At 53.1% G+C, this 20,908-nt stretch carries 16 protein-coding genes; 5 read left to right on the top strand and 11 right to left on the bottom strand.

What is annotated here, in order from left to right; genetic code table 11:
- Positions 1-3 precede the first annotated feature (3 nt).
- Positions 4-1,737 (bottom strand): circadian clock protein KaiC, encoded by a 1,734-nt coding sequence (kaiC, locus tag P1X16_RS15035; protein ID WP_277230559.1) that lies wholly within the window; start codon positions 1,735-1,737, stop codon positions 4-6.
- Between the two features lie 225 nt (positions 1,738-1,962).
- The gene (locus P1X16_RS15030; RefSeq protein ID WP_277230555.1) at positions 1,963-2,790 is read right to left on the bottom strand and encodes a hypothetical protein; all 828 of its coding nucleotides are present in this window, start codon (positions 2,788-2,790) and stop codon (positions 1,963-1,965) included.
- Between the two features lie 140 nt (positions 2,791-2,930).
- Here P1X16_RS15030 and P1X16_RS15025 point away from each other — a divergent pair, with 140 nt between their 5' ends.
- The gene (locus P1X16_RS15025; RefSeq protein ID WP_277230552.1) at positions 2,931-3,908 is read left to right on the top strand and encodes a 2-oxoglutarate and iron-dependent oxygenase domain-containing protein; all 978 of its coding nucleotides are present in this window, start codon (positions 2,931-2,933) and stop codon (positions 3,906-3,908) included.
- A gap of 472 nt (positions 3,909-4,380) precedes the next feature.
- Complete coding sequence (gene chrA / locus P1X16_RS15020) at positions 4,381-5,538, top strand: chromate efflux transporter (RefSeq protein ID WP_277232956.1); 1,158 nt, start codon at positions 4,381-4,383, stop codon at positions 5,536-5,538.
- Positions 5,539-5,611: 73 nt separating this feature from the next.
- Here the strand turns inward: chrA and rfbA are convergent, their stop codons facing one another.
- From rfbA to prmC, 7 genes are all read right to left on the bottom strand, one after another.
- Positions 5,612-6,490 carry a glucose-1-phosphate thymidylyltransferase RfbA gene (rfbA, locus tag P1X16_RS15015; protein ID WP_277230550.1) on the bottom strand — a complete coding sequence of 293 codons (879 nt, stop codon included), beginning with the start codon at positions 6,488-6,490 and terminating at the stop codon, positions 5,612-5,614.
- Between the two features lie 21 nt (positions 6,491-6,511).
- On the bottom strand, positions 6,512-7,519 hold the full coding sequence (locus P1X16_RS15010) for an SDR family oxidoreductase (RefSeq protein ID WP_277230547.1): 1,008 nt from the start codon (positions 7,517-7,519) through the stop codon (positions 6,512-6,514).
- Between the two features lie 96 nt (positions 7,520-7,615).
- Positions 7,616-8,671 carry a dTDP-glucose 4,6-dehydratase gene (gene rfbB / locus P1X16_RS15005; RefSeq protein WP_277230545.1) on the bottom strand — a complete coding sequence of 352 codons (1,056 nt, stop codon included), beginning with the start codon at positions 8,669-8,671 and terminating at the stop codon, positions 7,616-7,618.
- Between the two features lie 99 nt (positions 8,672-8,770).
- Positions 8,771-9,799 (bottom strand): UDP-glucose 4-epimerase GalE, encoded by a 1,029-nt coding sequence (gene galE / locus P1X16_RS15000; protein WP_277230542.1) that lies wholly within the window; start codon positions 9,797-9,799, stop codon positions 8,771-8,773.
- An 89-nt stretch (positions 9,800-9,888) separates the two neighbouring features.
- Complete coding sequence (locus P1X16_RS14995) at positions 9,889-11,184, bottom strand: nucleotide sugar dehydrogenase (protein WP_277230539.1); 1,296 nt, start codon at positions 11,182-11,184, stop codon at positions 9,889-9,891.
- Between the two features lie 45 nt (positions 11,185-11,229).
- Positions 11,230-11,823, bottom strand: coding sequence for an acyltransferase (locus P1X16_RS14990; RefSeq protein WP_277230536.1), 594 nt, complete (start codon positions 11,821-11,823; stop codon positions 11,230-11,232).
- A gap of 203 nt (positions 11,824-12,026) precedes the next feature.
- Entirely contained in the window at positions 12,027-12,884 is an 858-nt protein-coding gene (prmC, locus tag P1X16_RS14985; protein WP_277230533.1) for a peptide chain release factor N(5)-glutamine methyltransferase, read from the bottom strand.
- A gap of 182 nt (positions 12,885-13,066) precedes the next feature.
- Between prmC and ribD the strand changes: the two genes are divergently transcribed.
- From ribD to P1X16_RS14970, 3 genes are all read left to right on the top strand, one after another.
- Positions 13,067-14,116, top strand: coding sequence for a bifunctional diaminohydroxyphosphoribosylaminopyrimidine deaminase/5-amino-6-(5-phosphoribosylamino)uracil reductase RibD (gene ribD / locus P1X16_RS14980; RefSeq protein ID WP_277230530.1), 1,050 nt, complete (start codon positions 13,067-13,069; stop codon positions 14,114-14,116).
- A gap of 156 nt (positions 14,117-14,272) precedes the next feature.
- Positions 14,273-14,755, top strand: coding sequence for a GAF domain-containing protein (locus P1X16_RS14975; protein ID WP_277230528.1), 483 nt, complete (start codon positions 14,273-14,275; stop codon positions 14,753-14,755).
- Positions 14,756-14,772: 17 nt separating this feature from the next.
- Positions 14,773-15,306: a dihydrofolate reductase family protein gene (locus P1X16_RS14970; protein WP_277230525.1), complete on the top strand. Its 534-nt coding sequence runs from the start codon at positions 14,773-14,775 to the stop codon at positions 15,304-15,306.
- Positions 15,307-15,466: 160 nt separating this feature from the next.
- Here the strand turns inward: P1X16_RS14970 and P1X16_RS14965 are convergent, their stop codons facing one another.
- Together P1X16_RS14965 and P1X16_RS14960 are read right to left on the bottom strand one after the other, a co-directional pair.
- Complete coding sequence (locus P1X16_RS14965) at positions 15,467-16,984, bottom strand: RagB/SusD family nutrient uptake outer membrane protein (protein ID WP_277230521.1); 1,518 nt, start codon at positions 16,982-16,984, stop codon at positions 15,467-15,469.
- Between the two features lie 19 nt (positions 16,985-17,003).
- Positions 17,004-20,222, bottom strand: coding sequence for a TonB-dependent receptor (locus P1X16_RS14960; protein WP_277230518.1), 3,219 nt, complete (start codon positions 20,220-20,222; stop codon positions 17,004-17,006).
- Between the last annotated feature and the right edge of the window lie 686 nt (positions 20,223-20,908).

Genomic DNA, 20,908 nt, shown 5'->3' with positions numbered 1-20,908 from the left:
GGTCTAGGTAATAGGTTGTTGGCTAGCCGGCTTCTGCTCGCCAGCAGCGGATGAGGCAGAAGATGGCTTCGCTTTGGCAGTCGATTGCTGGCGGTCTTGCTCTTGACTGTTGATCTGCCGAAATTCTTCTTCTACCGATTCAAACTCGGTGCGCAGGTTGGCAATAGTGGCCTCCAGCACCCGCCGACGGCGCTCCAACTCACGGTCTTTGCGCTCCAGCTCCTGCTGCGCGGCCACAGCCTGTGCTTGCTCTTGCAATTGCCGCGCTAGGCGGCTGGCTCCCGTCACGATGCCGGTTGGCCCCACCACTACATCCAACAACTGAATGCCTTGGTCGGTGATGATGAACTCCCGCACTTGGTTGGAATGCGCCATTCCCCGCGACTTCAAAATGCTTAGCCCGCGGTTCCGTTCGCCTACCCCTTCCAAGTCCCGTACACTAATCCAGGTGTCTACCAACGAAGAAACTCCTTCCTCAGTGGTGTCCATTTGCAGGCTACCGCTAATCAGAGAAGTGAACAAGGCCGTAATTCCGTTGACTTTCAGAAAATCGATGAGGCGCGTGAGCATGCTCCGTACCTCTCCCACGTTGCCTACATTGATGAGGTTGCTGATCGGGTCGATGACGACGGCGGTGGGTTTGAACTCGGCCACCAACTTATGAATTGTGACCAGGTGCCGCTCCAACCCATTAAGCGTAGGCCGGGAAGCTTCGATTAGCAATCGGCCGGCCTCGATGTGCGACCACAGATCAATACTAACCGAGTGCATATTGCGCACCAGCTGCTGCGGCGACTCCTCGAAAGCAAAGTAGAGGCAACGCCCGTCATGACGGCAGATTTCCTGTGCAAATGCCGCCGCCAAAGTAGTTTTGGCGGTGCCAGCCGTACCCGTCAGCAGAATGCTGCTGCCTTCGTAGAACCCTTTGCGCCCGAACATCTCATCGAGTGCGGGAATGCCCGTTGATACAATTCGGTCGGAAACCGCGTGCTCGAGCTTGAGCGACGTGACCGGCAAAACAGAAATGCCACTCTCGGTAATTAAGTACGGATACTCGTTGGTGCCATGGGTGCTACCACGGTACTTCACGATGCGCAACCGGCGCGTAGTGATTTGGTCGATAACCCGGTTATCGAGTAGAATAACGCAGTCTGATACGTATTCTTCCAATCCTTGCCGGGTGAGAGAGCCTTCGCCGCGCTCAGCCGTAATGATGGTTGTCACGCCTTTGTCTTTCAGCCAACGAAACAACCGCCGAATCTCGGAACGCAGTATTGCTTGGTTGGGAAAGCCAGAGAAGAGCGACTCGATGGTATCGAGTACTACGCGCTTGGCGCCGATAGTGTCAATAGCATAGCCCAAACGGATAAACAACCCATCCAAGTCGTACTCGCCCGTTTCCTCTATCTCCGAGCGGTCGACGTGAACGTGGTCAACGCGCAATAGTTTTTGCGCTTGCAAAGCAGGCAAATCGAAGCCGAGCGAGGTTACGTTGGCGGCCAGTTCTTCGGCCGTCTCTTCGAACGCCATCAGCACGCCAGGCTCATTATAGTTGAGCGCACCGCGCACCAAAAACTCGATTCCCATAAGAGTTTTGCCGCAGCCAGCACTACCACAAATCAGAGTGGGGCGTCCTTTAGGCAGTCCTCCTTCTGTAATCTCATCAAGCCCTATAATACCCGTTGGGGCCTTCGGAAGCGTGACAATCGTAGAGGAAACAGCAGGATTTTCTTGCATAAAGAGAAAATATAGCGGCCCACAACAAGCGCTGTGAGTAACGGTAGTACGTAAGTTGGCGGGGTTCAGACAAGTTGTTCAACTCCCATTAGCATTATACCGCTCGTCTGGTACGCGAAGGTACAACCTTGTTGCGTACCTGTCCCCAGCCCATGCCTATCAGGCTAAGACAAAATAAGAACTAGCATCTGGCCCTCGGAGCCACCTACAGATAAAGAACTGGTATTAAGGCTGAAGTGAAAAACTACGCGTAACCGAGTTGTAAGGACCAGGAATCAGTTTGCCGCTGCTATCTACTAGCTCGAGCTTCACCGTGTTTTCACCCATGGGCAAACCTTCCATCATGTAAGGTGCCCATTGATCGAGCATAAACTCGTTGCCATTGATAGTAGCGCGCACTTGAGTGCCGCCTGGCTCTATGGTAGTATTAACGAGGTAGAAATCCAGCATCACCTTTTGGGTGTCTTTGCCGGTGTACACGTCTTTAGGACGGCTATAGAAAAGGTGCGGCGCTTTCAGGTCGAAGGCCGGGGTGCCAGGAGCAACATTGCCGACCGTAACGAGGCGCAAGTCGTACGCGCCGCGGTGCTTGAGGCTCTCGTGGTACGAGCGCGAGAGGAAGGACAGTACCACATGCTGCCCATCCACTATGTTTTTGGTGAAGCCCGTTTCGTAGTGGGCTGTATAAGGCTCGTTGTCAACGATGTTGTGGATGTGCTGTCCCTTCATGGAGTTAGCCATTTCCTCGGAGTGCATCCCGCCACTCATTTTGGTTAGGAGGAAGTTGGTTATCTCGTATTTGAAAGGTACTGCCCCGCTTGGTACTGTAGAGCCGGCAGCTGGTGTGCTCAGGCGCAGTTGCGCCGTTGGAAATTTAGGTGAGTCGAAGAAAGGCGTTAGGCGCAGCCCGTTTTTCTCGATGCTCCCGGTAGCACTAGAAGGCACCGAATTGGTGGTAGTAACCGAAGTCGCTTCGGTTACTTGCTTGGCCGCGTCGCAAGCAGCTAGTCCCAATAAAAGAAGAGAACTTACAAGTCGAGTAGAAATTTGCATAGAAAAGAATTTAAGAGAAGAATCAAGAATTGGCTTGTTAGGGTAAAGCTTGAAGAACTGACGGCATCCAAACGACGTTCGTTTTTTGAGTACCTTGCGCAACACGCATTCATTGTTCAAAAGTATAGTGATTTTCCAAGATGGCAGACAAATTGCTGGAAGAAATTCCCTCCCTCGACCTCGCGGACTTTCGCTCCGGTGACCCGGAGCGTAAAGCTCGCTTTGTACAGCAACTCGGCGAAGCCTACCAAAACATCGGCTTTGTGGCGCTCAAGAACCACGGCCTATCCGAAGAGCAGACCCAAGCGCTTTATGCTGACGTAAAAGCCTTTTTCTCACTACCTGACGAGCGTAAGCAGCGCTACGAGTACCCAGAACTGGCGGGCCAGCGTGGCTACATCAGCAAAGGCAAAGAGCACGCCAAAGGTCGCAATACCGGCGACCTGAAGGAGTTTTATCACGTCGGCCAGGAAGTGGAAGACACCGACGACCCCATCGGGAAAGAGTACCCGGCCAATATTTGGCCCGAGGAAGTGCCAACTTTCCAAAAAAGCACTTTTACCACTTACCGCACGCTGGAAGCAGCCGGTAAAGATGTGCTTCGTGCCATTGCCCTGTACCTGAACCTGCCCGAAAATTACTTCGACGACAAGGTGCGCAACGGCAACAGCATTCTGCGTCCGATTCACTACTTCCCCATCGAAAACCCGGATGCGGTACCGGCCGATGCCGTTCGGGCCGCCGAGCACGGCGACATCAACCTGATTACGCTGCTGATGGGTGCCAGCGCCGACGGCCTCCAAGTGAAGCGCCGCGACGACAAGTGGATTCCTATTACTGCTCTCCCCGACCAGATTGTGGTGAACGTGGGCGACATGTTGCAGCGCCTCACCAATGGCGTGTTGAAAAGCACCATTCACCGCGTAGTGAACCCACCTCGCGAGAAGATGAATTCTTCGCGCTTCTCGGTGCCGTTCTTCATGCACCCTCGCTCGGAGATGAGCCTTGCCGCTCTCGAAAGCTGCGTTACTCCCGATAACCCGAAAAAGGAAGCCGACATTACAGCTGGCGAATTCCTGAATGAGCGTTTGATTGAACTAGGCCTGAAGAAAAAGTAATCTTCAGCATTAAATCACTTGTTTGCTTTTAAAGCAGACTCGTACTGAAAAGAGTACCCGCTGACGTTATGCCGGCGGGTATTTCTTTTCAAGAGCAAATATGGCTTCAGCGGCTACTGTTTGGGAGGAATAGCCTAGGTGCTATTCAGCTTTATAACCTGGGAGTATGCATAGCTAACCCTTGCTCCCACATAGGCTAACTAAGCGCATTGGCTATGTCTTTTTAGACCTTGTTCTACCCTTGAGGTTAGATAAATAAGTGGATCTACTGTTGCTAGAAAACAAGTAGATCTTGGAAATAGACAGCACTTTTTTCGCGTACTTACCAATACTAACCCGGCTAAGCAACTCGAAACGACCACCCGAAACCGCCATTCCACTAGTGCTTTCCACGCCGCCCGCGCCGCCACCTGCCGAAGTAAAGCTTAGTCCGCCACCAGGACGTAAGCTACGCACTCGTCGGGTACGCGGCATTATTTTCCTGAAGGACGTCGCTGCCTTGGCCTGTACTGCTTTCGGTGGGCCACAGGCTCACACCGCCATGATGCTCCGCCTGCTCGTAGACAAGCGCCGGTACCTGACTTCGGCCGAGCTACTAGAAATTATGGCGCTTTGCCAACTTCTACCTGGCCCTACTTCCACCCAGACCATTACGGCCATTGGCTTCCGCTTGGGTGGCCCCAACCTGGCGTACCTCACGCTATTCGTCTGGATGCTGCCCGCCGTCACCATTATGACGGCGGCAGGCATGGCCATGAGCTACCTCGACAAAGAGCAGGTGGCCGGGCTAGTGCAGTACATTCAGCCTATTGCGGTGGGGTTTGTCGCTTACTCGGCTTATAAGATTGCCGAGAAGGTTATTCATACGAAGACCTCCGTGGCCTTGATGGTAGCTGCGGCCTTGCTGGCCTACCGTTTTCAACTCCCAACGGTGCTTCCCCTGCTGCTGTTAGGTGGTGGGTTAGTTACTACCTTCCGCTACCGCAAGCTCACGCCAGTGGTTGATAAACAGCCACTGCGTATTGAATGGGCCAATTTTATCTTGTGGATAGGCGTTTTGATCGGCGCAGCCGTACTGGGTCACTACACACGAGAGTTGCCAGTATTGCTCTTCGAAAACTTCTACCGCAACGGCTCCTTGGTGTTTGGAGGCGGACAAGTACTAGCGCCCTTGCTGTTTGCCGAATTTGTGGAGTTCAAGCATTACCTCACGCCACCCGAGTTTCTTTCTGGATACGGTTTAACCCAAGCATTGCCTGGGCCTAATTTTGCTTTTGCTTCCTATATCGGGGCGCTGTCCATGCGTGAATATGGGCTCGGCGGCCAAATACTCGGGGGGCTGGTAGCGGCGGCTGGCATCTTTATGCCGGGCACTCTTCTTATCTTCTTCCTGATTCGTTTCTGGGACCAGCTCAAGCAGTACCGCGTCGTGAAGGCGTCTTTGGAAGGCGTGAATGCCGTATCAGCTGGTTTGGTATGCGCAGCTGTATTTCTTCTCTACCATCCCCTTCCCGATACCCCTATCAATTTAGGGCTGATTGGTGCTACGTTTATGGTACTGCTTTGGGAAAAAGTACCTTCCTATTTGATAGTAGTAGCAGGTTTGCTGGCGGGCGCGGTATTCAATTAGCAAGAACCACGTAAAGCAAAGGCCCTCGCTGCAATTTTGTAGCGAGGGCCTTTGCTTTACGTGGTTTAGAAACCTACTCTTGCACCACCAGATGTTCTGGCAGCTGCATCAGGTAGTCGCCATAGCCGCTCTTACGTAGCGGCTCTGCTATCTTGCGAAGTTGCGCGGCATCAATAAACCCTTGACGGTAAGCAGCTTCCTCTATGGAGCCCACTTTTAGTCCTTGGCGCTGCTCTAGTACCCGCACAAATTCACCGGCTTGCATAAGGCTTTCAAACGTGCCCGTGTCGAGCCAAGCAGTGCCCCGGCCGAGAATACCTACTTTCAGTTTGCCACGGCGCAGATACTCTTGGTTCACGTCCGTGATTTCGTATTCACCGCGTGGGCTTGGCTTCAAGTCGCGGGCTATCTGAATAACGTCGTTGTCGTAGAAATAAAGGCCCGGAACCGCATAGTTGCTTTTGGGCTCCTTAGGCTTTTCTTCGATGCTAAGCGCTTTTCTGTCGGCGTCGAATTCTACTACGCCATACCGCTCAGGGTCGTGCACGTGGTAAGCGTACACAACACCTCCTTCTGGGTCGTTATTGGCTTTCAACAGTTCTTCCATGCCTTCGCCGTGAAAGATGTTGTCGCCAAGCACCAATGCTACCTTGTCGTCACCGATAAAATCAGCACCCAACACAAAGGCTTGCGCTAACCCATTAGGTACTTCTTGAATGGTGTATTGGAAATTGCACCCTAGATTCTTACCATCGCCAAGCAGCTTTTGGAACTGCGCCTGATCGTGGGGCGTGGTGATAATAAGAATGTCTTTGATGCCAGCCATCATCAGAATCGAAAGCGGATAATAAATCATCGGCTTATCGTACACGGGCATAAGTTGCTTGCTGACAGCAAGGGTAAGCGGGTGCAAACGAGTGCCGGAACCGCCGGCGAGGATGATACCTTTCATGTGGAATGGTTGAATTACCAACTAGTTTCTAACTGCAATAAACTCCTCATTGGCCTTGAACCACGCCAGCGTTTGCTGCAGCCCTTCCCGGATGCGGATTTGCGGATCGTAGCCAAGCAGCGTTTGGGCTTTGCTAATGTCAGCCAATGAATCCCGAATGTCGCCAGGCCGGTCGGGACCGTACTCGGGGTTGATAGTAGAACCAGCTTCTTCTTTCAGGATGTTAAACAGGTCGTTGAGGGAAGTACGGTCGGCTACCGCAATGTTGTAGACCTGGTTTACTGCTTCCGGATTCTGTACTAATGCGGCCTTGATGTTGGCTTGCACACAGTTTTCAACGAATGTGAAGTCGCGGGTTTGGCCGCCGTCACCGTTCATGCGTGGGGGCTTGCCTTCTAGTACCGCATCAATGAAAAGCGGAATAACTGCCGCGTAGGCCCCATTAGGGTCTTGGCGGGGGCCGAAGATATTGAAGTAGCGCAGCCCAATAATCTCCATACCATACGTTTTGCCAAATACGTCAGCGTATAATTCGTTGGCATACTTGGTCACGGCGTAGGGCGACAAGGGCTTGCCAATCCGGTCTTCTACTTTGGGCAGCGCTTTATGGTCGCCGTAAGTAGAGGAAGAAGCCGCGTATACAAACCGCTTAATTCCCGCTTCTTTAGCTCCGACCAGCATATTTACAAAACCACCCACGTTCACGTCGTTGGTAGTGATGGGGTCGTTGATGGAGCGCGGGACCGAGCCTAAGGCGGCCTGGTGCAAGACGATGTCAATGCCTTGGCATGCATCCACGCAGGTCTGCCGGTCCCGAATGTCGCCTTCAATAACCCGTAGCGCCGGGTTACCTTCAAACAGCGCCACGTTCTTGCGGAAGCCGTTGGAATAGTTGTCGAGCACGCGTACCTCTTTGGCACCGTACTTCAACAGATACTCAACCAGATTAGAACCGATAAACCCGGCTCCGCCCGTCACAAGAAAAGCTAGGTTGTCGAGCGGCTGGTCGTGAAAAGGAATGTCGTACACTAGGGTAACAGGCTAGTTAATGATGAGTAGATGTGCTGATGAGAAGTTTGACATATACTTGGAAGGCATCACATCAACTTACCATCAATCAGCACATTAACGGCTGGCGTATTGTGTGCGGTAATAGTCTTGGTAGGCACCGCTGGTCACGTTTTGTAGCCAAGCTTCGTTTTCCAAGTACCAATCAACCGTTTGAGATAAGCCTTCTTCGAACGTCACCGAGGGCTTCCAGCCTAGCTCGTTCATGATCTTGCTGCTGTCAATTGCGTAGCGCAAATCGTGGCCGGCACGGTCGGTTACGAAGGTAATGAGCTTGCGTGAGGTGCCTTTTTCTTTACCGGTTTTCTCGTCGAGCGTATCGCAGAGCAAGTGAATGAGTTCGATGTTGGCCCATTCGTTTACTCCTCCAATGTTGTAGGTCTCGCCCACTTTGCCTTTATGGAAAACGGCGTCGATGGCGGTAGCGTGGTCTTTCACAAACAGCCAGTCGCGGACGTTTTCGCCTTTACCGTACACTGGTACCGGCTGGCCGTGCTGTATGCGGTGGATAGCCAGCGGAATTAGCTTTTCAGGGAAATGGTTCGGGCCGTAGTTGTTGGAGCAGTTGCTTAGTTTGATGGGCAAGCCATAGGTATGATGCCAAGCCCGGACGAAGTGGTCAGAAGCAGCCTTTGAAGCCGAGTACGGAGAGCGTGGATCGTAGGAGGTTTCTTCGGTGAACATCTCGGGACCGAAGTCCAAAGAACCGTATACTTCATCGGTGCTGACGTGATAGAAGGTCTTGCCTTCATAACCTAGCGGCTTCCACAAGTTCTTGGCGGCCTGCAATAGGTTCACAGTGCCCAGAACGTTGGTTTTTACGAAGGCCAGCGGGTCGGTGATGCTCCGGTCGACGTGGCTTTCGGCAGCCAGATGAATAACCGCATCCGGCTCTTCGTTGGCAAAAAGCTGATCCACGAAGGCTTGGTCGGTGATGTCGCCTTTCACCAACCGGTAGTTGGGAGCATCTTCAATATCACGCAGGTTTTCCAGGTTGCCAGCATACGTGAGGGCGTCCAAGTTCAGAATTTGATACTCTGGATACTTGGTTACGAACAAGCGCACCACGTGCGACCCAATGAAGCCGGCCCCGCCGGTGATAATGATTTTCATTCTTTCAGGAGTAACTAAAGTAATTAAGTAACTGAGTAGAGCGCAGCAAAGTAGCTGAGCGAACATGTGCTGTACGCCTTTACCTGACTGCTTCTTGGCTTAGCTATTTTTCAACGACTGCTGCCACTTCCATGCGCTAGCTAATGCATCTTCCAGAGAAGAAGTGGTTTGGAAACCTAGCACCTCAGTAGCCTTCGTGACGTCAGCATAAATGGCTGGTACATCACCAGAGCGGGCTGGTCCAATAGTGTAATTCAGCTTAACCCCCGTAGCGCGCTCGAATGCGTGTACCACCTCCAGCACGCTGTTGCCGCGGCCGGTACCTACGTTGAACACTTCGAGCGTGTCGCCCTTTTGGTCGATCAGGCGCTGAACGGCTACTACGTGCGCTTTGGCAAGGTCAACCACATGCAGATAGTCTCGAATATTCGTGCCGTCGGGCGTATCATAAGTATCGCCGAAAATGGTAAGCTTCTCGCGGATACCAGCTGCGGTTTGCGTGATGAACGGCACCAGGTTTTGGGGAACCCCAAGTGGCAACTCTCCAATCTTGGCAGATGCGTGAGCCCCAATTGGGTTGAAATAGCGCAGCAGGATGGTGCGGAGCTTGTTGGTAGGCGCAGCGGCAATATCGGTAAGGATATCCTCGCACATTTGCTTGGTAGCGCCGTAGGGCGAATTGGCCTTTTTGGTAGGCGTCTGCTCGGTAACGGGCAAGGCATCTGGTACACCATATACGGTGCACGACGAGGAAAACACCAAGGCTTCTACCCCAAACTCGCGCATCACCGACACCAGCGTTAGCAACGAAACTAGGTTGTTGCGGTAGTATTCCAGTGGCTTCTGCACCGACTCGCCTACTGCTTTGTAAGCGGCAAAGTGAATCACCCCACGCAGGTTACCTTCTTCGGCAAACACGGCTCGTAGCGCTTCTTCATCGTTGCAGTCGATGTTGTGGCTTGGCACCCGCACGCCTAGAATAGACTCGATACCAGCCAGCACTGACTCCTGCGAATTGCTGAAGTTATCGACTATGACGGGCTGAAAACCAGCTTCATATAGTTCTACTACAGCATGAGAGCCAATGTACCCCGCTCCCCCTGTGACAAGTATCTTTGTGCGCTCCATTTTCTGAGGTGAAATAGTGAATGTCAAAACAGTGAATTGATGCGCTAGTGGCTTGACACAGTATCAAGCATACCAGCTCACTAAGTCACCTACAAACTCCAGTACTGCATTTGCTTGATCTTACCACGGAACAAACCTTTGATATCCACCAAAACGGCGTTGTCCGAGGTAATGGATTTAAAGTACGCTTCGTCCTTGGTGGTGTACGGCTGGTGACTAACAGCCACAATCACCCCATCGTAGTCATCACGAACTTCAGTAGCAGGCGTGAGACGGAAACCGTACTCGTGGTGCAACTCGTCGGAGCTGGCATGTGGGTCTACGATGTCGACATTCACGGAGAAGTTCCTAAGCTCCTGGATGACGTCGGCCACTTTCGAGTTCCGAATGTCTTCCACGTTTTCCTTGAAGGTCGCGCCCATCACTAACACGCGGCTGCGGGCTACGTCTTTGCCCTGCCGGATCATCATCTGCACCGTTTTGCGGGCTATGTAGGCGCCCATATTATCGTTGGTGGTGCGGCCGCTCAGTATTACCTTGGCGTCGTAGCCTAGCTCTTTCGCCTTGTAAGTGAGGTAGTAAGGGTCGACGCCGATGCAGTGCCCGCCCACCAAGCCAGGCGAAAACTTCAGGAAATTCCACTTGGTGCCGGCGGCTTCCAGCACCTCGTAGGTGTTGATGCTCATCCGGTCGAAAATCATCGACAGCTCATTCATCAGCGCAATGTTGACGTCGCGCTGGGTGTTTTCGATGATCTTGGCTGCCTCGGCCACTTTGATGCTGCTGGCGCGGTGTACACCGGCTTTCACCACCATTTCGTAGGTTTTGGCAATGTTGTCTAACGACTCGTCGTCGCAGCCTGCTACCACTTTCACAATGGTGGAGAGCGTGTGCTCTTTGTCGCCGGGGTTAATGCGCTCGGGCGAGTAGCCTACTTTGAAGTCCTCGTGAAATTTCAGGCCCGACAGCTTTTCCATCACGGGTATGCAGTCATCCTCGGTGCAGCCGGGGTACACAGTGCTTTCAAACACTACATAGTCGCCTTTCTTGAGCACCTTGCCCACAGAAGTGGAAGCACCAAGCAGAGGCTTGAGGTCGGGCTGCGCGTGCTCGTCGATGGGAGTAGGCACGGCTACAATGTAGAAAGTAGCTTCCCGCAGTACATCCAGCGAATCGGTGAAGGTGATGTCGCATCCCTCGAAGTCTTCAGACTCTAGCTCACCGCTTGGGTCGATGTGGTTGCGCATCATTTCCACGCGCTTGGCATTGATATCGAAACCAATTACCTGCACTTTACGGGCAAATTCGAGGGCAATGGGTAAGCCCACATACCCAAGACCAATAACGGCCAGTTTCGCTTGTTTCTGAATAAGTTGCTCGTACACAGAGTAGGGTCTTAGGATCTTAACTAATATTCTTTACCAGAAACTTCACGAATCGGAGCCGACACGACAAACCTGCCCGTCGGCTAGTACATACTGCTCCCCACTTTCAGGGCAAGTGGCCTGGCCAGCATCATTGAAGGTAAGTTGATGGCCATACGCACTCATCCATCCGCGCCGACGAGCGGGGTTGCCATACACCAAGGCGTAGGGCAGGACATCTTTTGTTACCACGGAGCCGGCACCTACAAAAGCATATTCGCCTAACTGCACCCCGCACACAATGGTGGCATTGGCGCCGATGCTTACTCCGCGCCCAAGTACCGTCCGCTGGTACTCGTGCCGACGCACCACAGCAGCGCGAGGGTTGAGGACGTTGGTAAACACAGCAGAAGGCCCAATAAACACATCATCGGCACATTCCACCCCACTGTATAAGCTCACGTTGTTTTGCACCTTCACATTACGCCCCAATCGTACGCCATCCGCCACAAATACATTCTGGCCTAAGCTGCACTCCTCGCCCACTTCAGCTCCAGGACTGAGGTGGCAAAAGTGCCAGATGCGGCTACCTGCCCCAATGCGGCATCCGTCGTCGAGGACGGCGGTGGGATGCGCAAAGTAGGACAACGTATCGGGCATAGATGGGCGTTGGTTTTCAGCCCGCAAAGGTAGGGCTTTTAGGAGTTTGCCACGGAAAACCAGTGAAACTCTTTCGGTTTTACCCTAATTTCTAGGCCTAGCCCCATTAAATTTTCGGCCTTCCAGTAAGCCACCTTTTTTAGAGGCAATTGGCCCTAGCTTAGATACCATTTCAATCAGGGCAGGTCTTGCCTCTGAACTACTTAGCCGAGCCAAGTGGCGCGCACCATCCGCTGCTTACCAAACATATCGGGGTGGGCCGCTACGGCAGTGTAGCCTAGCCCGGTCAGCAAGCTCACGGTTTGGGTAGCATACTGCTCGTTGATTTCGAAGTACACACCACCGCCAGGTTTCAGAAGAGTAGTGCCTAACGTAGCAATGCGGCGGTAAAACAGGAGCGGGTCATTGTCGGGCACGAATAGGGCGGTAGCTGGCTCGAAATCCAACACGTTAGGGCGCATTAAGGGCCGTTCGTTTTCCAGTACGTAAGGTGGGTTGCTGACCAGTATATCCAAAGTATGAGGGGCTATGCCCCGCGGACATTCGCTTAGAATATCGACTTGCTGAAAGTCGATTTCACACCCATAGCGCACGGCGTTGCGGCGCGCTACGGCTAGGGCCTCCGCCGAAATATCCACGGCCGTAACCTGAGTGGGCTGCAAGGCGCGGCAAAGTGCCAGGGGAATGCAGCCACTGCCCGTGCCTATGTCCAGCACCGATTGCACCTGCTTGCACTCCTGAATAATGAGTTGTACCAGTTCTTCGGTTTCGGGCCGCGGTATGAGCGTGGCAGGCGTCACTTCCAGGGCCATATCCATAAACCAGGCCTCTCCTAGCACATACTGAAGCGGCTCGTGGCGCAGCAGGCGAGCTTCTAGTGCGGGCAACTGCTCCTTTACATCTTCGGGCACCACCTCCTGTGCCTGCATCCGGCGCTGCAACGGCGTGATGCCAAGCAAATGCTCCAGCACCAAGCCAGCAATGCTGTCTGCTTCCGGCGCGGGATAGATGGCTTCCAGCGACGAAGCAAGAGCAAGAGAGAGTTGGCGGAGCGTAGACATCGGGCGAAAATAAGGCGGAAATAGGTTCTGCCTTGAGGAGTGGCAAGTTTCAACCTGGTAGCATCAGCTTAGGCAGCACCGGAAACTTCTGGAAACTAAAGGAATCCACGGGATACTCGCTTCGCTCGTACGCCAAGCCAACGCTTAGCGTTACTTTCGCTTGTCCTATCCCCGCCCTTGCCATGCCTACTTCTGCTTTTGATTCCCTGATGATGCGCCGCGCCCTCGACCTAGCTCGGCTCGGCACCGGCTACACCCGACCCAACCCGTTAGTAGGCTGCGTGGTAACGCACGAAGGCCGCATCATTGGGGAGGGCTGGCACCGGCAGTACGGCGGCCCTCATGCCGAAGTAAATGCGCTGGCCGCCGTGACCGATGAAAGTCTGTTAGCTCAGAGCCGTGTTTATGTAACGCTTGAGCCCTGCGCGCATCATGGCAAGACGCCACCCTGCGCCGACTTGCTGGTGGCTAAAGGCGTGGCCGAAGTAGTGGTGTGCAACCTCGACCCCAACCCGCTGGTATCTGGCCGCGGCCTCGAAAAACTGCGTGCTGCCGGTATTCGGGTTGAAACGGGCCTGCTGGAAACGGAAGGCCGGTGGCTGAACCGGCGCTTTTTCACTTCACAGGAGAAGAAGCGGCCTTACGTGGTGCTAAAGTGGGCCGAAACTGCGGATGGCTACCTGGCTGGCCCGTACTTCCAGCCGGTGCCTATCAGCGGAGAGCTAGCCCGGGTGGCAGTGCACCAGTGGCGGGCTGAAGAGCAAGCCATTCTGGTAGGCACCCGCACCGCTCTCCACGACAATCCCCACCTGAACGTGCGCGAATGGCCTGGCCCCAATCCTATCCGCGTCGTTATCGACAAAAACTTGAGCTTGCCGCCCACGCATCACCTCTTCGATGGCAAGCAGCCTACCGTGGTGTACACCTACCGCGAAAAAGCCAACAAAAACCACGTAGACTACGTGATGCTGTCGGAGGCCGAGGACTTGTTTCCGCAGATTCTAGGCAGTCTGCACCAGCGCAATGTACAGTCGGTACTAGTCGAAGGCGGGCCAACAGTGCTGAATTCGTTGTTGAAGGATGGATTGTGGGACGAAATACGGGTGCTGCGGAGCCCCCGCCGGCTAGGTGGCGGTGTAACGGCTCCAAAGCCCGGCCTAAGCGGTTTGCGCGAACACCGCAAGCTAGGCGACGACGAACTGTTTGTGTATGTGAATGGCAGCACTCGGTGAGGACCTGCTTAGCAATTCAAAACGGTAGCAGTGCACAAGCAAGAGAAGTACATTTGCGCGCACCTACTCCGCTTCTGTTAGGCAGGAAATCCTTCTTGCTGGTTGGCTGTTACTAGTCACTTCATCCCTACTTGCCACTTTACTTTCTGAATTATCATGGCCGAAGAACTCACGCTCGATACCACTTTAACCAAAGCCGAGCAGTATCGCCAGCTTTTGCCGCAGATTGAAGCCCTCACCACGGGTGAGCCCGACTTAGTTGCCAACCTAGCCAATACCGTAGCGGCGCTACGGCAAGCCTTCGGTTTTTTTTGGGTAGGCTTTTATTTGGTGAAAGACAATGAACTAGTGCTCGGTCCATTCCAGGGGCCTATTGCCTGCACCCGCATCCGGCATGGCAAAGGGGTGTGTGGCAGCAGCTGGGCACAGGCGCAAACACTATTGGTACCCGATGTAGAGCAGTTCCCCGGCCATATTGCGTGCAGTTCCGAATCGAAGTCGGAAATTGTGGTGCCCGTATTTAAAGACGGCACCGTGGTAGCCGTACTCGATGTAGACAGCGACCAACTAGACGACTTCGACCAGGACGACCAGCAGGCGCTAGAGCAATTGATGGTTCTAGCAGCGCGCTGGTTTTAACCTACACTGTCGGTGGCATGCGCAAAGTCGTGTTCTACATTGCGGCCAGCCTCGACGGCTATATTGCCTCGCCCGATGGCTCGGTAGATTGGTTGCCGGCTCCGCCTGCCGGCGAAGATTACGGTTACGCTGAGCTGTTAGCTACCGTTGATGCTACGCTTCTAGGCCGCACATCTTACGAACAGGTTCTCACTTTTGGCGAGTGGCCTTACCCGACGCTCACCAACTACGTCTTCACCCGCAACCCACCAACAGAAGCCGCGCATCCGTCCGTTGCGTTTGTGACAGAGGAGCCCGCTGAATTTGTTGGAAGGCTGCGGCAGGAAGCAGGTAAGACTATCTGGTTGATTGGCGGCAGCACACTGGCAGCTCCACTAATAGCCGCTGGCCTAGTAGATGAGTTAATGCTTTTTGTGGTGCCTCAGCTACTAGGCGCTGGCATACCGCTGTGGCGCCAGCAAACCCACTCGCAGCCTCTACGCCTACTCCGCAGCCATACGTGGCCCGATAGAATGACGCTACTTCATTACAGCCTCAATGGCCTAACGTGATGACGTGAGGCTGATGCGCAGACAGTAACTCACCTTTGCCTTCGGTTACTTACACAACACAGTTTCCAACGAAAAAGCGGAGTTGCTGCCCGAAATATTCGGCACAGCAACTCCGCTTTTTGGCGCTACTTACTACTATCCTTTGCAGTAGATTAAAGCGTTACCAACCTGAATTTTGCGTGATGCTAGGATTGGTATTCAGCTCGTTTTGTGGGATGGGGAAGTAGGCGTGCTTCGCCGTGAAAAACTGGCGGCCGACTTTGTCACTGTTCTTGATTTCCTGCTCCAATATTCCCCACCGCTTCAGGTCATAGAAGCGCTGACCTTCGCGGAAGAACTCTAGCATGCGTTGGTGACGAATTTCTTCCATCATCTGCGTGCTCGACAACCCAGCGGCCAGTGGTACCAGCTTAGCGCGCGTCCGAATGCGGTTCAACAACGGATATGCCTCTATCTGACGGTTTTGCATGGTCAATGCTTCAGCGTAGAGCAACAGAATGTCGGCGTAGCGTAAGGCTTTCTCGTTGATTTCCGAGATGTAGATGCCTTCGTTGTTTTCGCGCCAGTTCTGGTACTTCCTAACCATGGAACTGTAACCAAACACGAGCTTGAATTCTTTGAAAGGCTTGTTGTAATACATTGCGCCCGGGTAATCCCACACCAGCGTGGCATACATTCGGTCGTCGAAGTCTCCCCCAACCGCTTTTTCCTTCTGGAACTCGTTGAAAATCTTGTCGGTAGGCGAAACCTCGAACCAACCCGCCACTTCGGTTGGTGCAAATTCTTGAGCTGTTGTCACGCCGAGCGCTTCGTTGGCATTCTCGCCCGACCAGGGCTGTGAGCCTCCCACGTTTTGGTTCTGAATCTCAAATAAGGACTCCACATTATTGTCGGTTGCCTTGTTGAAGTTGTCTTCGAACTTGGGCACCAGATCATACGTGAACGGCGCTTTGGCCGTGCCATCGGGTTGGGCTAGCTGCCTGAACGCGGCTTCCGCATCAGCCCATTTCTTCTGATACACATACACTTTGCCTAAGTATCCTAAGGCAGCGCCCTTGGTGGCGCGACCTACCGAAGCAGCCGGATACGAAACAGGCAAGCCCGCAGCGGCCGCTTGCAAGTCGCTTACGGCTTGCGCCCACACATCAGCTTCCGGCGACTTCGTAACGAAGTACTCGCTCCGCGACACCGGCACCTTCGTGACGATAGGCGCCTCCCCGAAGTTGCTGGCGAGCAGGAAGTAATTGACGCCGCGGATGAACTGCGCTTCGGCCACGTACTGCTTTTTGGCCTCTTCGGAAAGCCCTGCGGACAGCGGTGCCTGCTCGATAATCTGATTGGCCCGGAAGATGCCCGTATAAAAACCCGTGAAAATCGACGAAGGCGTGCCCGTGGTTGGGTCGTTGGTGAAGGTAGAAAGCTGATACAAGTCCTTCACGTCGTTGCGAATAAAGAAATCGTCGCCCCGGCCATTGCTCAGCTCGATACCCCGCACGCCGTAGTAGCCGTTGTTCACATCGTGAAAAACCTTGTAAGTAGCCGCAAGACCCGACATAAAGTCGGCATCGGTTTTCCAGAAATTAGTTAATACAACCGAATTGGGGTTTACTTGATCTAGCTCTTCCGTGCAGGCGGTTAAACTCAACGCCACGAAGCAGGTATATAAAATTCTTTTCATTGTCGTAGGAGTTTAGTTTTTAGAAGGATAGCTGCACACCGAGCAAAGAAGTGCGCGACAGTGGGTAGGCGACGTGCGGGAAATCCACGCCCCGGTCCAGGATGCCGCCGCCCGCTACCTGCCGGCCATCTCGGTCGGTACCGTTGTAGCGGCCTAAGTCGGGGCTGAAGCCCGAATAGTTGGTGATGGTGAACAAGTTGTCGAAGCTGACATAAAAGCGGCAGCTATTAATTTTGGCCACCGACAGCACGCCTTTTGGCAGCGTATAGCCGAGCTGCAACGTCCGTAGGCGCAAGTAGGATCCGCTTTCCAGAAACCGATTGGAAGTGCGGCTATTCAGGTTGGGGTCGTTGATGACAGCGCGCGGGAAATCGGTGGGATTGTCCGGAGTCCAGGCGTTCAGGGTAGCTGGCGAATAGTTGAACTCCAGGTTCATGCCCTCCAGGTCCTCACGTAGACCATTGTAGATCTTGTTGCCGTAGGTGCCTTGGAAGAAGAAGCTAAAGTCGAAGTTCTTCCACGACGAATTAGACCCGAAACCGTAGCTAAACTTCGGGTTAGGACTACCGCAGTATTGCCGGTCGTCTTGGCTGATGGTACCGTCGCCGTTATAATCCACAAACCGAATGTCGCCAGGTTTGGCCGCGGGCTGAATGAGCCGACCTTCCACGCTGTGGGCATCAATTTCCTCCTGCGAGTTGAAGATGCCAGCCGTCTTGATCAGGTAAAACGCCCCCACCGGCCCGCCGGCTTTCGTGATGGTAGCTGACTGGCCGTGGTGCGTAGGCTGGCCGCCAGAAATTTGCTGTGTACCGGTTCCCAGGAAGTCGACATTGTTGTCGATGGCCGTAAACGTACCCGTCACTTGATAAGTGAACTCGCCCACCTTGTTGTTGTACGACAAAGCGGCCTCTACCCCCTTGTTGGTGATTTGCCCGGCATTAATGTAAGGAGCATTGGCACTAGCACCTGTGGTCAGTGGAATAGGCACCCGCAGTAGAATGTCCGAATTGCGCCGGATAAAGTAATCAGCCGATACTCCCAGCTTGTTCTCGAAGAAGCCTAAGTCGGTCCCAATGTTGAAGGTTTTCGATGTTTCCCACTTGATATTCGGCGTTGCGAAAGCCGTTTGAATGGCTCCAGGCCATAGTAGCTGGGTTTGCCCAATCACGTAGTTGGCATTCGACGTAATCGTCGGATCGAACTGGTAGTTATCAAACTCCTGATTACCTAGCACCCCGTAGCTAGACCGCAGCTTCAAGTTGCTCACCACGCCTTGCAGCGGCTGAAAGAAGGACTCGTTGACTACGTTCCAGGCTAGTGCCACGGCAGGAAAGTTACCGTAACGGTAGTCGGGGCTAAAGCGAGAAGAACCGTCGCGGCGGAACGTGCCCGTCAGTACGTACCGGTTGTCGTAGGAATAAACCAACCGCCCCAGGTAGGAAACGAGGGCACTTTCGTACGCATACCCGCCGCTGGCAATATTGGCGGTACCAGCGTCCAACACCTGAATGCCGGCGGGCATGCCGCTTTTCGAACCACTTTGCACATCAAACCGAGTGTTCTGGTACGTGAAGCCGACCAGCCCATTGAAGTTGTGCTTACCCAACTCTTTGTTGTAGCTCAACGTGTGCTCTTGCAGAAAGTATTCTTTCTGGCTTTTGCTCTGGTAAAGGTCCGCATCTGCGTTGTTGAACAACGCGCCTACTTTGTAAGGAAAGGTGTAGTCGTTGTGAGCACCAAACGTATTGGTATAGCCTAAGTTGAGCCGATATTTGAGGGCATCCACTAGTGAAACTTCGGCGTAGCCATTCAGAATAGCCGAAGTAGTTCTCGTCTCTGGCACCTCCAGATTCAGCTGTGCCACCGGGCTGGCAATATTCACTACCTGCCCATACGCGCCACCATAGCCACCCACTGCGGTCGGGTCGTACACCTGGAAAACCGGAATCATTTTCAGGGCCGACCCGACCGGGTTGCCACCCTGGCCGCCCCAACCACCAGCCATAGTGCGCCAGTATTCTCGAGTCAGAATTATCGTTTCTCCAATCCGAACCCGCCCCTTAGTAAAATCGGTTTTCAGACGCAGGTTGTAACGGTCATAATCAGTTTTCTTAACAATACCCTGCTGGTCTAAATAGCCGCCCGACAAGTTGTAGGTGAAGTTTTCGCTGCCCCCACTGGCTCCGAGCGTATAGTTTTGCATGGGCGCAGTCTGATAGATTTCCTTCTGCCAATCGGTACCTGCACCCAAAGACTCCGGGTTTTTGGCAATGTCGAGCCGGGGTAGGCCAGCGGCATCGTGTGCCGTGTTGCTGACGGTAGCCCATTCCGAAGCATTGAGCACGTCTATCTTTTTAGCTATCTGCTGCACGCCGTAGTAGGCGTTGAAGTCGATTCGGTTTTCGCCCTTCTTACCGCCCTTCGTAGTAATGAGTACCACTCCGTTGGCGGCGCGCGACCCATAGATAGCTGCCGCCGAAGCATCCTTCAATACATCAAACGAAGCAATATCAGTGGGCTGCAAGTTGTTGATGTTATCTACCTGCACCCCGTCCACGATGTAGAGTGGGTCGTTGTTGTTGAGCGAACCTGCTCCCCGAACTATCACCCGCACACCCGAACCCGGGTTTCCTCCCGACGATTCAATCTGCACCCCCGCCACGCGGCCCTGCAAAGACTTCTGCACCGTATTCGTTCCTTGGGTGCGTATGTCCTCTGCCTTCACGGTGGCAATAGCTCCTGTCACGTCTTGTCGGCGTTGCGTACCATACCCGACTACGACCACTTCATCGAGTGCTTTCGTATCGTTTTGGAGCGTGATGGAAATGTCGGTGCGGCCGTTGACGGCAACCTCTTGATTAGCAAATCCAATAGAGGAAATAACTAGCGTTGCGTTGCCATCGGGCAGGGTCAAGCTGAAGTTGCCGTCAGCATCGGTTGCAGTACCAACAGTGCTTCCTTTCACCACCACCGTAGCCCCCAGAATAGGTTCTTTGTTTGGGCCCGTCACGCGGCCACGTACAGGCAAAGGTGCTACCACCAAAGAACTGCTAGCCAACGAGGCTTCCCACGGCGCAAACGATTGCGCATAAGCGCAAAAGCTGTGTTCTGCTCTCAACCGGTCGGCATGGTTGCGGGCAAAAGCATTGGGCACGCTTCCGGCAGTCACCAAATCAGGTTTGGGAATGCAAGCTAGCGACAGCAAAATCAACTTAGAGAAAGTAGAGTTGGCCATAAAAAGATAGTTAAGCGTTAGGAATGAAAAAGCACTACACTGATTGACAGAACCTTATCTAGCAAGGCGCCTGGTTAAACGATTAAGCAGACTGACAGTAGTTTCAACATCAAGCTTCCCTTGAATGACTGTGTTTGTGCTTGCCGTTACACAGCAAGCAGACATGCCTGTTCCTTGTATCTACTTCTTTTATTCGCAACAAAAGTGAATCCGCTGCCTCTTTTTTCTAAGATGACTACCCTGTATGCAGCATCATACATGGATACAGGTTGCAATAATGTGCAAACGATTGATTAACCCTCAGGAGCTTTATGTTCCTGTTAGTTACCTACTTTCTTATTTGCCAGATATTAATCCTAAGCAATACCCGCCCACACAATGACAGCACGCTGCTACGGATACGCCAATGAAATAGCTTACTATAACAATATCCAAGCTCTTCAGTTAAAGATGCTATTTGTTGCGCTGTTTTTTCATTTAGCGTAAATCTGTTGGTTCAAGTAACTATACACAGGATCAGTATTTTCTACGAAAACCTATTACGCTGATTACATCTTTCTGAGTGCTATACAGATATAGCCAGTTGGTATGCTTGATTTACATCTACCAAGCGCACAACGACATAAAATCAATAAGGCCTAACAATTCATCATGTGATGAACAGTTAGGCCCTGAAGCATTATCTA

This window comes from Hymenobacter sp. YC55 (assembly GCF_029433095.1).
GTDB lineage: Bacteria > Bacteroidota > Bacteroidia > Cytophagales > Hymenobacteraceae > Hymenobacter.
The sequence above is the reverse complement of the archived record's forward strand: the minus strand, read 5'-3'. Positions and strand labels throughout refer to the sequence as shown.

Bases quoted from the DNA above. Each gene is read 5' to 3' on its own strand.
- kaiC (WP_277230559.1), bottom strand. From the start codon at position 1,737: ATGCAAGAAAATCCTGCTGTTTCCTCTACGATTGTCACGCTTCCGAAG.
- P1X16_RS15030 (WP_277230555.1), bottom strand. From the start codon at position 2,790: ATGCAAATTTCTACTCGACTTGTAAGTTCTCTTCTTTTATTGGGACTA.
- P1X16_RS15025 (WP_277230552.1), top strand. From the start codon at position 2,931: ATGGCAGACAAATTGCTGGAAGAAATTCCCTCCCTCGACCTCGCGGAC.
- rfbA (WP_277230550.1), bottom strand. From the start codon at position 6,490: ATGAAAGGTATCATCCTCGCCGGCGGTTCCGGCACTCGTTTGCACCCG.
- rfbB (WP_277230545.1), bottom strand. From the start codon at position 8,671: ATGAAAATCATTATCACCGGCGGGGCCGGCTTCATTGGGTCGCACGTG.
- galE (WP_277230542.1), bottom strand. From the start codon at position 9,799: ATGGAGCGCACAAAGATACTTGTCACAGGGGGAGCGGGGTACATTGGC.
- P1X16_RS14990 (WP_277230536.1), bottom strand. From the start codon at position 11,823: ATGCCCGATACGTTGTCCTACTTTGCGCATCCCACCGCCGTCCTCGAC.
- prmC (WP_277230533.1), bottom strand. From the start codon at position 12,884: ATGTCTACGCTCCGCCAACTCTCTCTTGCTCTTGCTTCGTCGCTGGAA.
- ribD (WP_277230530.1), top strand. From the start codon at position 13,067: ATGCCTACTTCTGCTTTTGATTCCCTGATGATGCGCCGCGCCCTCGAC.
- P1X16_RS14975 (WP_277230528.1), top strand. From the start codon at position 14,273: ATGGCCGAAGAACTCACGCTCGATACCACTTTAACCAAAGCCGAGCAG.
- P1X16_RS14970 (WP_277230525.1), top strand. From the start codon at position 14,773: ATGCGCAAAGTCGTGTTCTACATTGCGGCCAGCCTCGACGGCTATATT.
- P1X16_RS14965 (WP_277230521.1), bottom strand. From the start codon at position 16,984: ATGAAAAGAATTTTATATACCTGCTTCGTGGCGTTGAGTTTAACCGCC.
- P1X16_RS14960 (WP_277230518.1), bottom strand. From the start codon at position 20,222: ATGGCCAACTCTACTTTCTCTAAGTTGATTTTGCTGTCGCTAGCTTGC.